This is a genomic window from Pseudomonas sp. RIT-PI-a (genome assembly GCF_001187875.1).
Classification (GTDB): domain Bacteria; phylum Pseudomonadota; class Gammaproteobacteria; order Pseudomonadales; family Pseudomonadaceae; genus Aquipseudomonas; species Aquipseudomonas coleopterorum.
The window spans coordinates 358978-373400 of the sequence record NZ_LGIR01000013.1 but is presented as its reverse complement, the minus strand read 5'-3'; the positions used below and the strand labels follow the sequence as shown (position 1 = coordinate 373400).

10 protein-coding genes are annotated in these 14423 nt (G+C 62.6%); 3 read left to right on the top strand and 7 right to left on the bottom strand.

The window, feature by feature from the left end; all coding sequences use genetic code 11:
• Window positions 1-154: 154 nt before the first annotated feature.
• Window positions 155-997 carry a BON domain-containing protein gene (locus AC788_RS10200; protein WP_049860525.1) on the bottom strand — a complete coding sequence of 281 codons (843 nt, stop codon included), beginning with the start codon at window positions 995-997 and terminating at the stop codon, window positions 155-157.
• A gap of 211 nt (window positions 998-1208) precedes the next feature.
• Between AC788_RS10200 and algB the strand changes: the two genes are divergently transcribed.
• Both algB and AC788_RS10190 read left to right on the top strand, forming a co-directional pair.
• Window positions 1209-2555 carry a sigma-54-dependent response regulator transcription factor AlgB gene (gene algB, locus AC788_RS10195; protein ID WP_049860524.1) on the top strand — a complete coding sequence of 449 codons (1347 nt, stop codon included), beginning with the start codon at window positions 1209-1211 and terminating at the stop codon, window positions 2553-2555.
• Window positions 2552-4339 (top strand): KinB sensor domain-containing domain, encoded by a 1788-nt coding sequence (locus AC788_RS10190; RefSeq protein ID WP_049860523.1) that lies wholly within the window; start codon window positions 2552-2554, stop codon window positions 4337-4339. Before algB ends, AC788_RS10190 begins: the two co-directional genes overlap by 4 nt.
• Window positions 4340-4365: 26 nt before the next feature.
• Here AC788_RS10190 and AC788_RS10185 read toward each other — a convergent pair whose 3' ends face one another.
• The 5 genes from AC788_RS10185 to AC788_RS10165 all read right to left on the bottom strand — a co-directional run bounded on the left by AC788_RS10185 (window position 4366) and on the right by AC788_RS10165 (window position 10489).
• Window positions 4366-5985: an EAL domain-containing protein gene (locus AC788_RS10185; RefSeq protein ID WP_049860522.1), complete on the bottom strand. Its 1620-nt coding sequence runs from the start codon at window positions 5983-5985 to the stop codon at window positions 4366-4368.
• Window positions 5986-6073: 88 nt separating this feature from the next.
• Window positions 6074-6847, bottom strand: a complete 774-nt coding sequence (locus AC788_RS10180) for an N-acetylmuramoyl-L-alanine amidase (RefSeq protein ID WP_049860521.1) — start codon at window positions 6845-6847, stop codon at window positions 6074-6076.
• A 119-nt stretch (window positions 6848-6966) separates the two neighbouring features.
• A complete protein-coding gene (locus AC788_RS10175; protein ID WP_049860520.1) occupies window positions 6967-8955 on the bottom strand; it encodes a diguanylate cyclase in 1989 nt (662 codons plus the stop codon).
• Window positions 8956-9038: 83 nt separating this feature from the next.
• Complete coding sequence (locus tag AC788_RS10170) at window positions 9039-9677, bottom strand: thiol:disulfide interchange protein DsbA/DsbL (RefSeq protein WP_049860519.1); 639 nt, start codon at window positions 9675-9677, stop codon at window positions 9039-9041.
• A gap of 203 nt (window positions 9678-9880) precedes the next feature.
• Window positions 9881-10489, bottom strand: a complete 609-nt coding sequence (locus AC788_RS10165; RefSeq protein WP_049860518.1) for a c-type cytochrome — start codon at window positions 10487-10489, stop codon at window positions 9881-9883.
• 178 nt (window positions 10490-10667) lie between these two features.
• Between AC788_RS10165 and yihA the strand changes: the two genes are divergently transcribed.
• A complete protein-coding gene (gene yihA / locus AC788_RS10160) occupies window positions 10668-11306 on the top strand; it encodes a ribosome biogenesis GTP-binding protein YihA/YsxC (protein WP_049860517.1) in 639 nt (212 codons plus the stop codon).
• Between the two features lie 342 nt (window positions 11307-11648).
• On the opposite strand, the gene polA is transcribed toward yihA, so the two are convergent.
• Window positions 11649-14414, bottom strand: a complete 2766-nt coding sequence (polA, locus tag AC788_RS10155) for a DNA polymerase I (protein ID WP_049860516.1) — start codon at window positions 14412-14414, stop codon at window positions 11649-11651.
• Window positions 14415-14423: the final 9 nt, after the last annotated feature.

Genomic DNA, 14423 nt, shown 5'->3' with positions numbered 1-14423 from the left:
CTGTACGTGTAATCTTGATACGGATATTGCAGCCTGCATGCCAACCTTTTTATTCCAACAATTACCTTTTAAATCAGTTACTTATAGACAATTAAGATTGCCGTTGGGTAGCAACCTGCACGATGAGCCCGTCGAGGTCGGGCTATTTGCACGATCAGATAATGGGCTTGGATATTTTCAGCAGATCGGCATCAACTCCGCGGACACCGCGAATGTTGCGCGCAACCTCGACCGCCAGGGTTTTCTGCTCGGAGCTGGCGACATCGCCCTTGAGCGTGACCATACCGGTACGGGTCTCCACGTCGATGCTCAGCCCGTCGAGATCGCGATTGAGTAGCAGGCTCGCCTTGATCTTGCTGGTGACCCACGTATCACTCAGCGCTTCCTCGGTTTTCTTCGCCTGGGTCTCGGCACGCGTGGTAGCCGTATCCGCCGCGCCGAGGCTGATCAGATTGTTCACCTGGTAGACGCCATCGGTATTGGTCGCCAGGGTGCCTGCCAACTGTTTCGCGTCGGCCGTCTGTGCCTGGCCTTTGAGCGTGACGACGCCATCAGCCGTGCTGACCACGATGTCCAATGCCTGAGTGCTGGTGTTCCACAGCAGCTTGGACTTGATGATTGCCGTGAGCGTGGCGTCTTCCAGATGTTGCGCGAACTGCTGCCGTTGATTGACGTGCTCAACCAACTCCGGATTCAAGGTGAGACGGTTGTCGACCTTGTCGATACCTTGGGTATTGAGCGCTACCTGCTCGGCCAGCTCGCGGTCGACTTCGTCTTCCACGGCGCCTGTCAGGGTGGCGGTACCTTGGTCGACCTTCACGCCGAACTCGAAGCCGTTGAGCTGGCGATTCAAGGCCAATGCCGTCCAGATCGAGCCCTCTTGCCGGGCCGCCTGCAATTGCTGATCGAGACTGGCGGGGGCCGCTGCGGCCAACGACGAAAGGCTGACCAGGCCTGCGATGACGCTCGCCAACGTGAGTCGTTTGAAGCTGCGCATTCGTACTCTCCTCCAATTCAAGACAAACAGCTGATTATCGCAAGGCACATGCCAAACTTTTTACCTACTGAAAGCTCAGACATTTCATACAGTTAGAAATGTCATGAGCGAATAGCTACCATGCAGCCTGCCGAATCAATCAGAATTGACCATGCAAGCTGCCCGATCTTTCCGGGATCAACCAAGAAATTTCTCTAAGGAGCGTAGGAAAATGGAATCTGGCACGGAGCATAAAGGCCGCATTCTGCTGGTCGACGATGAGTCGGCCATCCTGCGTACCTTCCGCTATTGCCTGGAAGACGAAGGCTACAGCGTCGCGACGGCCAACAGCGCCAACCAGGCGGATACCCTGATGCAGCGTCAGGTCTTCGATCTGTGCTTCCTCGACCTGCGCCTGGGCGAAGACAACGGCCTCGATGTCCTGGCGCAGATGCGCGTGCAGGCGCCCTGGATGCGCGTCGTGATCGTTACCGCGCATTCGGCGGTGGATACTGCCGTGGACGCGATCCAGGCCGGTGCTGCCGACTATCTGGTCAAGCCCTGCAGCCCTGATCAGTTGCGTCTTGCGACCGCCAAGCAGCTTGAGGTACGCCAACTCTCGGCACGCCTCGAGGCACTCGAAGGCGAGGTGCGCAAGCCCAAGGACGGCCTGGACTCGCACAGCCCGGCGATGATGGTCGTGCTGGAAACCGCGCGTCAGGTGGCGGTCACCGATGCCAACATTCTGATCCTCGGCGAGTCGGGGACCGGCAAGGGCGAACTGGCACGGGCCATCCATGGCTGGAGCAAACGCGCCAAGAAAAGCTGCGTGACCATCAACTGTCCGTCCCTGACCGCCGAGCTGATGGAGAGCGAACTGTTCGGCCACAGCCGAGGCGCATTCACCGGCGCCAGTGAAAGCACCCTGGGCCGCGTCAACCAAGCCGACGGCGGCACGCTGTTCCTCGATGAGATCGGCGACTTTCCCCTGACGTTGCAACCCAAGTTGCTGCGTTTCATCCAGGACAAGGAATACGAAAGGGTGGGTGACCCGGTCACGCGTCGGGCCGACGTGCGCATTCTGGCGGCGACCAACCTCAACCTCGAAGACATGGTTCGCGAGGGACGTTTTCGCGAAGACCTGCTGTATCGCCTGAACGTGATTACCTTGCACCTGCCACCACTGCGCGAACGCAGCGAGGACATTCTCACCCTGGCCGATCGTTTCCTGGCGCGCTTCGTCAAGGAATACGCGCGGCCTGCCCGTGGCTTCAGCGAAGAGGCTCGCGCCGCTCTGCTCAATTACCGCTGGCCGGGCAACATTCGTGAGCTGCGCAACGTGATCGAACGGGCCAGCATCATCTGCCCCCAGGAGCGCGTCGAGGTCAGCCATCTGGGCATGGCCGAGCAGCCTGCCAACAATGCGCCGCGCATCGGTGCCGCGCTGAGTCTGGACGAATTGGAGAAAGCCCACATCGGTGCGGTGCTGGCCACCAGCGATACCCTGGATCAGGCCGCCAAGACCCTAGGCATCGACGCCTCGACGCTTTACCGCAAACGTAAACAGTACAACCTATGAAACTGGCCATGAAGCTGCATACCCGGCTGTTTCTCAGCATTTCGGCGCTGATTACCGTCGCGTTGCTGGGGTTGGTGCTGGGTCTCGTCAGCGTGATGCAGATGGCTGCTTCGCAGGAAAGCATGCTGCGCAGCCATTTCACCACCCTGGACCTGGGGCTCAAGATGCGCCAGAACCTGGGCGATCAACTGGTCATGATGCTGGACGCGAACCCGAACGCAGCGGGCATCGCTCAGGCACAGCAGCAGTTTCAGGCGTTGCTCGATGAAGGCATTGCGCACGAGCAAAGCCACAGTGCCCACTATGGCTTTCTGCAGTCCGCCGAAAACTTCCAGACCTTCGTCGCGCAATACCGCGCCACGGCCACGCAACACTTGCCGCTGAGCCAGAACCCGCCCTTGAGCCAGGCGTTCAATACCTTGCGCACCGGTTTGATCGACTCTTACAAAGGCACCTTGCAGAGCATCGCGGCGCTGGAGCACGAGTCTCACCAACGAGCGATGTGGGTGTCGGGCCTGCTCGGCCTGGTGGGGCTGGCGGTGCTCATCGTCGGCTACTTCACCGCGCACGGTATCGCCCGCCGTTTCGGTGAACCCATCGAAGCCTTGGCCAAGGCCGCAGACGATATCAGTCAGGGCAACTTCGACGTGCAACTGCCGGTGTCACCGGCGGCTGAACTGAATCGGCTGGCCAGCCGCTTCGGCACCATGGCCCACGCGTTGCGCCAGCACCAGGCGACTAACGTCGATGAGCTTCGCGCCGGTCAGCAACGGTTGCAGGCGGTGCTCGACAGTATCGACGACGGCTTGCTGATGATTGATCGGCAAGGTCAGTTGGAGCATTTGAACCCGGTGGCGCAGCGTCAGCTGGGCTGGGAAGACCATCGTCTGGGCCTGGGTCTGGGTGAGGCGCTGGGCAGACCGGACCTGGACGAGCAGCTGAACCTGATCCTGCGCGGCGGCAGCATGGAACGTGCGCTGGACGACCTGAGTTTCGATGTCGATGGAGAGGCGCGGCTGCTGTCGTACAGCCTGACGCCTGTGACCCACACCCAGGGCAATATCCTTGGTGCGGTCATGGTGCTGCACGATGTGACCGAGCAGCGCGCCTTCGCGCGCGTGCGCAGCGAGTTCGTCCTGCGTGCCTCCCACGAACTGCGTACGCCGGTGACGGGCATGCACATGGCCTTCGGGCTGTTGCAGGAGCGCGTGCATTTTCCCGAGCAGAGCCGCGAGGCGGACCTGCTCATGACGGTGAACGAAGAAATGCAGCGCTTGATGCAGTTGATCAATGACCTGCTCAACTTCTCTCGCTACCAGAATGGTCTGCAGAAGCTGGTATTGGCCCCGTGTGCGCTGGATGACCTGCTGCAACGCGCCTACGAGCGTTTCGCCAGCCGTGCCCATGAACTGGGCATTACGCTGACCGTCGAGCTGACCGAAGGCCTGCCGCGCCTGCACGTGGATGCAGGGCAGCTGGATCGGGTGCTGGACAACCTGCTGGAAAATGCCCTGCGACATACCGCGGAAAACGGTCACATCCGCCTGCAGGCACGTCGCCATGCCGAGCGGGTGATCATCAGCGTCGAAGACAACGGCGAAGGCATCGCCTACGGCCAGCAGGGGCGGATCTTCGAGCCTTTCGTGCAGGTGGGCCGCAAGAAGGGCGGAGCCGGTCTGGGCCTGGCGCTGTGCAAGGAAATCGTGCAACTTCACGGTGGCCGCATGGGCGTCTATTCACGGCCTGGTCAAGGTACCCAGTTCTACATGACCCTGTCGATCTAGGCGGACGTCCCGAGCGCTGTCCGCGCTCAGGCTTCGTCGCCCGCACGCCGGCCAGCGCGGCGCCGGCCCTTGGTGATCAGTTCCTTGAACTGGCGCGCATTCAACGCCTGTGCAAACAGCCAACCCTGACCGTAGTCGACGCCTTCGCTTTCGAGCAACAACGCCTGGGCCTCGTGCTCGATGCCCTCGGCGATCACGCGCAGATCCAGGGCATGGGCCATGCGAATGATGTGGGGTGCCACACCACTGCTTTCAGCGTCATCGCCCAGGGCGTCGATGAACGCCTTGTCGATTTTCAGGCAGTCCACGGGCAGGCTTTGCAGGTAGGCCAGGCTGCAGTAGCCGGTGCCGAAATCATCGATCAATACCGTATGACCGACATCGCGAAGAGCTTGAAGGTTTTCGCGCGCCACGTCGACGTCGATCAGGGAACGTTCGGTGACCTCGAAGGCGATCTGCTCGGGCGCCACGCGATAGATCGCCAGCAGTTGGGCCACCACCTCACCGATACGCGGCACGGTGACGTCGCACGCGGCCAGGTTCACCGAGATGTACAGGTGCGGATTGGCTCGCAACAGGTGGCTGAGCTGCTCCAGCGACTGCTGCAGGACGAAGTCGGTGATCTGCCGGATCTGCCCGCTGTGCTCGGCCAATGGAATGAACAGCTCCGGGCTGGTGAGGGTACCGTCGGGTCGGCGCCAGCGTACCAAGGCCTCGGCACCGACACAGCGCCGATTGCTCAGATCGAAGATCGGCTGGTAGAGCACCTGCAGTTCCCCGCGACGCAACGCACCGTGCAACTCGCCACCCATCGAGCGGCGCTGAGTGATCAGTTGCAGGACCAGCCAGCCAATGCACAGGGCCACCACCAGGCTGACCGGAAACAGCAGCCACAATAGGGTATTGAATATCGGCAGTTCCTTGCTGCGCGGCGCAATCAGCACCAACTGAAAGTCCGGAGACTTGGTGGACATGCGGTAGATCAGCCGGTCCGACGTTACCTGCAGGGCATCGACCGCGTCGGCGCGCCAGCCCGAGGCCGGCGGCCAGGGCTGCTCGGAGCCGAGCACGGGAATCGCCCGGCGGCCCTGATCCAGAACCACCAGCAGGCTGCCACCGGCGGGCAGATCGACCACATCGCTCAAGTGCCCTCGGGAGGTCGAGACCCGGAACGGCCCGCGTCCGAGCATCAGCGCGGCCCAGTTGTCATTGCGTTGGGTAGTGGTGTTGAGCCAATAACTGTAGGTGGAACCCTGGATGTCCGGGGGGCGACTCAGGCTGGCGACGTCCTTGCCACGGCGATTGGAGCAGCGCTGGGCGCCGTCGATGAACGCGGCCTCGAATACGAAGCGGTTATCGAAGCCGATCTTCTCCAGGGCGTCCATCATCTGCGGGCCGCAATGGCGGACAGGTTGCGCCTGCAACGCATCGACACCCTCGCGCAATTGACCGAACACCTGCTCCAGGCGCACCAGGAACCGTTCGCCGCTGGCATTCATCTGCTGCCTTTCGCTGAGCTGAAGCTGATGCATGATCAACGCGAAACTGGCCGCAAACAGCAACAGCGCGCTGGCCAGTGCGGCGAGCATCGCCAGCGCCCAGGGGCGGTACAGAAGACTGCGGAGCTGCGGGAAAACGGCGGCCATCGAGAATCATCCAGTCGGGGGCATCAATGTATAGCAACAGGATGGCGATTGGCCCGCGCTTTCGGGCCCATCAACGTGAAATCCATCGTTACCTGCTGTTGAGCGCCTGCAGGATCGCGGCGCTTTGTGCATCGGGCTCGCCGTCGAAGCGTTGCGGGCGGAAGTGCATCTGGAAGGCGGCGATCACATGCCGTGTGGCGACGTCCAGTTCGCCGGTCTGGACCACGTTGTAACCCAGTCGGGCCAGCTGCTGCTGATACCACGAGATGCTTGGCGGGCTGACCTGGAAACGCGCCTGATTGCGCGCCACGGCTTGCGCATCGGGCCAGATGCCCAGGCCCTGCTCGGCCAGGCGCTGCCAGGGAAACATCGGCCCCGGATCGGTCTTGCGCAGCGGGGCGATATCGCTGTGGCCGATGATGTTGCGCGGGGCGATGCCGTTGCGCTGGACGATATCCTTGAGCAGCGCGATCACGGCCTGGATCTGCGCTTCGCTGTAGGGGTACCAGACACGACCGTTCGGGGTGTCCTTGTAGCCGGGGTTGACGATTTCGATGCCGATGGAGCTGGAGTTGAGCCAGGTCCGGCCATCCCACTGGCTGTCGCCGGCATGCCAGGCACGCTGGCTCTCGTCCACCAATTGGTAGACCGTGGCCGAGCGATCGCCGATCAGGTAGTGACTGCTGACTTCCCCGTGGGTCAGCAATTGCAGGGACCGCGCCTCGTCGGCCGAGGTGTAGTGCAGCACCACGAATTGCACGCGATTGTCGTGATTCGCGGAAGGGTGACTGCGGTCGATGCTCAAACCGTTCGAGCAACCGGCCAGCACCAGCAAAGATAGGGCAACTAGGAGCAACTTCATGGGAGGGTCACATGCAGGTTGTAGGAAAAGAGCGTGAGCATAGCCTAGCTGGTGGCTCGGATTGAGGTGACATGCATGACGCCTCGTTGCCGAATGTTGCGTACACGTTCGAGGCAGGCTCAGGGCGCCTGTTCGATCTGGTTGCGTCCAGCTTCCTTGGCACGGTACAGCGCCTGGTCGGCACGCTTGAGCACCTGACTGGCGTTTTCACCTGATTTGAACACTGCCACACCGGCAGACATCGTCACGGTGACGCGCTCGCCCTTGAAATGGAAAGGGCATTGCTCCACCGCTGCACGCAGGCGTTCGAGCAAGCGACTGCCGCCGCTCAGATCGCTGCCGGGCATCAGCAGGGCGAACTCCTCGCCACCGAAGCGGGCGATGAAATCGTCACCGCGCAGGCCCTTGCGCAGGACATTGGCGATGATCTTCAGAACCTTGTCGCCGGCCTGATGGCCATAGGTGTCGTTGATCGATTTGAAATGGTCCAGGTCCAGAATGGCCAGCAGCAAGCCCGTGCCGGTTTGTTGCAGGCGCCCATGCTCCAGCGCCAGCCGCTCGTTCCAGGCGGCTCGGTTGGGCAAGCCGGTGAGCGGGTCGAGCAATGCCTTGTGGCGCTGCTGTTCGAGCTTGTCGCGGTAATCGAGTGCTTCGCGCTCCATGCTGGTCACTCGCTCGCCGAGACCGTGCAGACGCGCGGCGATTTTCTGCTCGCGGGCCTCACGCTGCAGACGGTGCTGTTCCATGCTGGCCAGCAGGCCTTCGAGGCGGCTTTCCAGCACTTGCTTGAGGCCATCGATATCGGTAGCGCCGCGCATGCTGGTCTGCAGACCGTCGACGTGTTCGCGCAATACATCGTCCAGCGCCAGGGCGGCACTGCGCGACTCGACATGGTCGCCATGGGTGAGCTGCAACTGACGCTGGAAATTCTCCAGACGTTGATTGAGCTGCTGCAGGTAGCGCTCGAATTCCTGCTGGCTGCCGTCGTTGACGGCCAGCATCAATATGGCGAGCTCATCCAGCACCGGCAACAGCTCGTACCAGTTCAGCCCCCGCTGGATGCGCGCATGCATGGCCTGGGCCTGAGCCATGTAGCGCTCGGGCAGGGTCAATTCGCTCAGCAGTTCGAGCAAGGTGGTTTCGATGTGGCTGGCCACGCTGCTATAGGGCGGTTCAAGGCTGGCGGGCAAGGCGTAGAAGGCCTGCTCGTCGGTCAAGTCGCCGTCGAGCACTTCCATCTGTTCGATGGGCTGCTCGGTGGACTGTTCGGGGGGCTCCTCGACAGGCTGTTCGGCCGGCTCGGTGATGGCGGGCGATGCGACGGCCTCGGCATCGCTGACTACAGGCTCCACAGTGCCAGTGCTGCGAGCGGGCAGGATTGGATGGGGCTCTACGGGTTGAACGCGAACGGGCTCAGGCTCGGCAACGGATGACAACTGTACTGGGGGTGCTTCCGGTGCTTCTTGTACTTCTGCCACTTCGGGCACTTCGGGCACTTCGGGCTTTGCCATAGCTGCTGGAGGCACCGAGTCTGGCACCGGCGACGCATCCTGCATGGGCTGGAGCGAGCCCGCATCGACCGCATCGGGACTGCCGAACAGACGCTGCAGCAAGCCCGCCCGCTGCGCGCGCAACGGTCGGTCGAGGGTATTGAGTGCCCGCTCCTGCAGACCACTGAGCTCGCTGAGCAGCAGCGGCATTTCGCGTGCCTGGCCGGCGCGTTCCTCCAGGCCGTGGGCAAGCTTCTTCAAGGGTTTGCTGATGTCGCGAGGCAAGGGTAGCGATTGCAGCTGGGTGACCAGCGCCCCCAGTGCGGTGCCGATCTGCTCGACACGGGACTGACGCCGCTGTTCGGACTCCAGCACTGCGGTTTCCAGGCGCGGGATCAAGGCAGCCAGCTTGGCATCCATGTCCTCGCCGCGCAGTACTTCGCGCATCTCCTTCATGCACGCGTCCACCGCGCGGTCGCTGCCCTCGGCGGCCAGGCTGCTGCGCACCAGACCCCGACGCAGCAAGTCGAGCCGAGCGTTCCAGCGCCGCTCGAGCTTTTCCTGCTGGTCGATGCTGTGCAGGTATTTCTCTTTCCAGCGCTGGCTGTCGTCGCTCATGGCAAGGGCTGCTCGTTGACCTGCAGCTCACGCCCACCCGCGATGGGCGCGCTGCGAAAACGTCGTATCGCGGGTGTCGCCGTTTACTTGGCGGCGGCGCGTTCCTTGGCGATCAGCTGGTCGGCGACGTTCAAGGTCTGCTCCGGACCACCGGCGGTGCCCAGGTCGAAGCGATACTTGCCGTTGACGATCATGGTCGGCACGCCGGAGATCTCGTACTTCTTGGCCAGCTCCTTGGCCTTGGCGATCTGGCCCTTGATGGCGAAGGAGTTGAAGGTCTGCAGGAACTTGTCCTTGTCCACGCCCTGGGTGGCGACGAATTCGGCCATCTCCTGCGGGTCGGTCAGGCGCTTGTGTTCCTTCTGGATGGCGTTGAACACGGCGTTGTGGACCTTGTGCTCCACACCCATGGCTTCAAGGGTCAGGAACAGCTGGCCATGGGCGTCCCAAGGGCCGCCGAACATGGCAGGAATACGCACGAAGTTGACGTCGGCCGGCAGCTTCTCGACCCATGGATTGATGGTCGGTTCGAACGCGTAGCAGTGCGGGCAGCCGTACCAGAACATTTCAACGACTTCGATCTTGCCAGGCTCGGCCACAGGCACCGGGGCGCTCAATTGAACGTAGGTCTTGCCGGCTTCCAGCGGCACATCCGCCGCCTGGGCGGTAACGCCCATGGCACTGGCGACAACGAGAAAGGCGCCGAAAATCAGATTACGCATGCGTGACTCCTGAGCAGTTTCATACAAGGGACGGATCGGTGTGAGCACCGGACCTGCCTGATGGAGGCGGGTAGTGTAACGGCAGTGATGTCAAAAAAGGGTAGACGGGAAGGGCGTTTGCGCTAATTTCATTGCGCAATGGATGCAACACGGCGTGAGCGAACCGCAAGGGCGGACCTGATGCTGACCCGAATCGTATGGCTTCAACGTAGCGCCTGGATATACGCTGCCAGGGCCGCGATATCGTCATCGTTCAGTTTGGCCGCAATCCGATGCATGATCGGCGCCGCAGCGTCGTCACCCTGACGGAAATCGGTCAAGCGCTTGATCAGGTAGGGTGCGTGCTGCCCACCCAGCCGGGGAAAGCCGGCAAGCGCAGCGCCGGCGCCGTCCGGGCTGTGGCAAGCGCTGCAGGCGGGCAGCCCCAGGGCAAGGTCGCCGCCGTGATAGAGGTCCTGACCACGCTGCGGCGCGGCGGCCTGGGCTTCGCCAGGGGTCGGCTTCTGGCTGGCGTACCAGTTGGCAATGTCGAGCAGATCCTGATCGCTGAAGCCGGCCAGCGTGCCGGCCATCTCCGGGACCACGCGACGGTTGTCGCGGATGTCCAGCAACTGCTGGTTCAGATAGCGCTCGCCCTGGCCGGCCAACGCTGGAAAGATCGGCACCAGGCTGTTGCCGCTGGGACCATGGCACGCCGCGCACAGGGTCGTCAGCGGCTGACCTCGGGCGCCATCGCCCACCAGCTCGGCAGCGCTCGCCGCACCGCTGGCCAGCAGGGCGCCGAGCAGGCCCATCACACGTATTGCGCTCATCGACTGATCCAACCAGGGTGAAGTTCGCAGCCTGCCGTACCCCACGGCAGGCCTGGATGCATTATGCCTGTGCGCACGCCATTGCCGGCAAAATCACCCACATATTGCCCAGCCCTATATACTTCGCTGCATCGTTCTTGCGGCCTGTGCATCGGGCCCTGCCTCTACCGGAAATCACATGCAACTCAAAAACCCCATCCTGGGCCTGTGCCAACAGGCTACCTTTTCGCTCAGCGCTGCCAAGGTCGACCAGTGCCCCGATGACGAAGGGTTCGAGGTCGCGTTTGCCGGCCGCTCCAACGCCGGCAAGTCCAGCGCCTTGAACACCCTGACCCACGCCAGCCTGGCGCGCACGTCGAAAACCCCGGGCCGCACGCAGTTGCTCAACTTCTTCAATCTGGACGAAGACCGCCGCCTGGTCGACCTGCCGGGTTACGGCTACGCCAAGGTGCCGATCCCGCTCAAGCAGCACTGGCAGCGTCACCTGGAGGCGTACCTGGGCAGCCGTGAAAGCCTCAAGGGGCTGATTCTGATGATGGACATCCGCCATCCGATGACCGACTTCGACCTTCTGATGCTGGACTGGTCGGTGGCCAGCCACATGCCCATGCACATTCTGCTGACCAAGGCCGACAAGCTGACCTATGGCGCGGCCAAGAACACGCTGCTCAAGGTTCAGGCGGAAATTCGCAAGGGCTGGGGCGATGCGGTGAGCATCCAGTTGTTCTCTGCGCCCAAGCGTCTGGGTCTGGAAGAGGCCTACACGGTGCTCGCGCGCTGGATGGAGTTGCCGGACAAGGACAGCGCCGAGGCCTGAACAGAAAAGCCAGGCAAAAAAAACCCCGGACTTCGTATGGGGAGGGGGAAGTCTGGGGCTCAAGGTCCGAACCGCTGAGGGTCCGGATATCTGCCAACACTTAACACAACATAGGAGCATCGAAAGGCTTCACTAGCCAATCCCAATTTCTGACTGAGGATGGCCGGCGGAGTTCCTCGGTAGATGCAAACTATTTGCACTAAGTCGTTGGTTTCATGTGAAGTTCAGGGTTTCATGATTGCTGGCATCGGGCCAGGCCTGTTCGCGGCCACTGACCGCTCCTACGGAAAATCGGTGTGTAGGAGCGGCCAGTGGCCGCGAAGCAGCCGACACGGTGTCGAATCAGTGCGCCTCGTCCCAGTTGGAGCCCACGCCCACTTCCACCAGCAGGGGCACGTCGAGCTGCGCAGCGCCGCTCATGTGCGGACGGATCTGGGTGCCGATCTGTTCGACCAGATCTTCACGCACTTCCAGCACCAATTCATCGTGCACCTGCAGGATCACCCGCGCATCCAGCTCGCTGTCGGCCAGCCAGGTGTCCACGGCGACCATGGCGCGCTTGATGATGTCTGCCGCCGTGCCCTGCATCGGGGCGTTGATCGCGGTGCGTTCGGCGCCGCGGCGCAAGGCCGGGTTCTTGGCATTGATGTCCGGCACATACAGCCGACGGCCGAACAGGGTTTCGACGAAGCCCTGCTCGGCGGCCTGGGCGCGGGTGCGCTCCATGTACTCGAGCACGCCGGGATACTGGGCGAAATAGCGATCGATGTAGGCCTGCGATTGCTTGCGATCGACGCCGATCTGCTTGGCCAGACCGAATGCGCTCATGCCGTAGATCAGGCCGAAGTTGATCGCCTTGGCGCTGCGCCGCTGGTCGGTGGTGACCTGAGCCAGGTCCACACCGAACACTTCCGCTGCCGTGGCGCGGTGCACGTCCAGATCGTTCTGGAAGGCATACAGCAGGCCTTCGTCCTTGGCCAGGTGGGCCATGATGCGCAGTTCGATCTGGGAATAGTCGGCAGCCAGCAGACGATACCCCGGCGCGGCGATGAACGCCTGACGGATGCGGCGGCCTTCGGCGGTGCGGATCGGAATGTTCTGCAGGTTCGGATCACTGGATGACAGGCGCCCGGTAGCAGCGACCGCCTGATGGTAGGAGGTATGGATACGCCCGGTGCGCGGGTTGATCTGCTCCGGCAGACGGTCGGTGTAGGTGCTCTTGAGCTTGCTCATCGAGCGGTACTGCATCAGCACCTTGGGCAGCGGGTAATCCTGCTCGGCCAGTTCGGCAAGCACTGCTTCGGCCGTGGAAGCCTGGCCCTTGGCCGTCTTGGAGATGATCGGCAGACCGAGTTTCTCGTAGAGAATCACCCCCAGCTGCTTGGGCGAGCCCAGGTTGAACTCTTCACCGGCGATCTCGAACGCTTCGCGCTCCAGGGCGACCATCTTTTCGCCCAGCTCCACGCTCTGGATACCCAGCAGCTTGGCATCGACCAGTGCGCCTTGGCGCTCGATACGTGCCAGCACGGGCACCAGCGGCATTTCGATGTCCTGCAGCACGGGCATGAGGCTAGGCACGGCGTCCAGCTTGGCCTGGAACAGCTGGTGCAGGCGCAGGGTGATGTCGGCGTCTTCGGCGGCGTAGGGGCCGGCCTGTTCCAGAGCGATCTGGTCGAAGGTCAGCTGCTTGGCGCCCTTGCCGGCGATGTCGGCGAACTTGATGGTGGTGTGGTTCAGGTACTTGAAGGCCAGGCTGTCCATGTCGTGCCGAGTCGCGGTGGAGTCGAGCACGTAGGATTCGAGCATGGTGTCGAAGGCCACGCCGCGAACCTCGATGCCGTTTTCCTGCACGCCGCCAATCGCACAGTTGGCCAGGATGTTCATGTCGTACTTGGCGTGCTGCCCGACCTTGAGCTTGCGCGGGTCTTCGAGCAGCGGCTTGAGCGCCAGCAGCACGGTGTCGCGGTCGAGCTGCTCGGGCACGCCCATGTAGGAATGGGTCAGCGGAATGTAGGCCGCTTCGTGCGGTTCGACTGCAAAGGAAATGCCCACCAATTGCGCGCGCTGTGCGTCCAGGCCGGTGGTCTCGGTATCGAAAGCGAACAGGCTGGCCTGTTCGAGCTTCTCCAGCCAGACATCGAAACGGGCCTGATCGAGGATCGTCTCGTAGCGGACCTCGATGGCGGCCACCGGCTCCTGCACCGGGGCCAGTTCCTCACCGGCGCGCCGGGCGTCGCGCTCGACGTCTTCGATCCAGCTGCGGAATTCAAGCTCGCTGTAGATTTCCAGCAGGGCGTCGCGGTCCGGCTCGGTGCACATCAGCTGATCGACTTCGACGTCCAGCGGCACGTCGATCTTGATGGTCGCCAATTCGTACGAAAGAAAGGCCATCGCCCGGTGCTCTTCCAGCTTGGCCGGCAACGACTTGGCGCCGCGAATGGCCAGGGTCGGGACCTTGTCGAGGTTCTCGTAGAGCTCCTTGAGGCCACCGCCGATGCCGGTGAGCAGGCCTTGAGCGGTTTTCTCGCCCACACCGGGAACGCCGGGAATGTTGTCCACCTTGTCGCCCATCAGGGCCAGAAAATCGATGATGTGCTCGGGGCCGACGCCGAATTTCTCTTTCACGCCTTCAATGTCCAGCACGCTGCCGGTCATGGTGTTGACCAGCGTGATGTGGCCATCGACCAGCTGTGCCATGTCCTTGTCACCGGTGGAAATGACCACCGGCCGATCCGCGGCCGCGCTGCTGCGGGCCAGGGTACCGATCACGTCGTCCGCTTCGACATTGTCCACGCACAGCAACGGGTAGCCCAGCGCGCGGACCGCCGCGTGCAAGGGTTCGACCTGCACCCGCAGGTCGTCGGGCATGCTGGGTCGGTTGGCCTTGTAGTCGACGTACAGGGCATCGCGGAAGGTCCCGCCCTTGGCGTCGAATACCACGGCGAACGGGCTGTCCGGATACTGTCGGCGCAGGCTCTTGAGCATGTTCAGCACGCCCTTCACGGCGCCCGTGGGCATGCCCTTGGAGGTGGCCAGCGGCGGCAGAGCGTGGAAAGCGCGGTACAGATAGGAGGAACCGTCCACCAGGACGAGAGGAGCTTTGCTCATGAGCAGAAT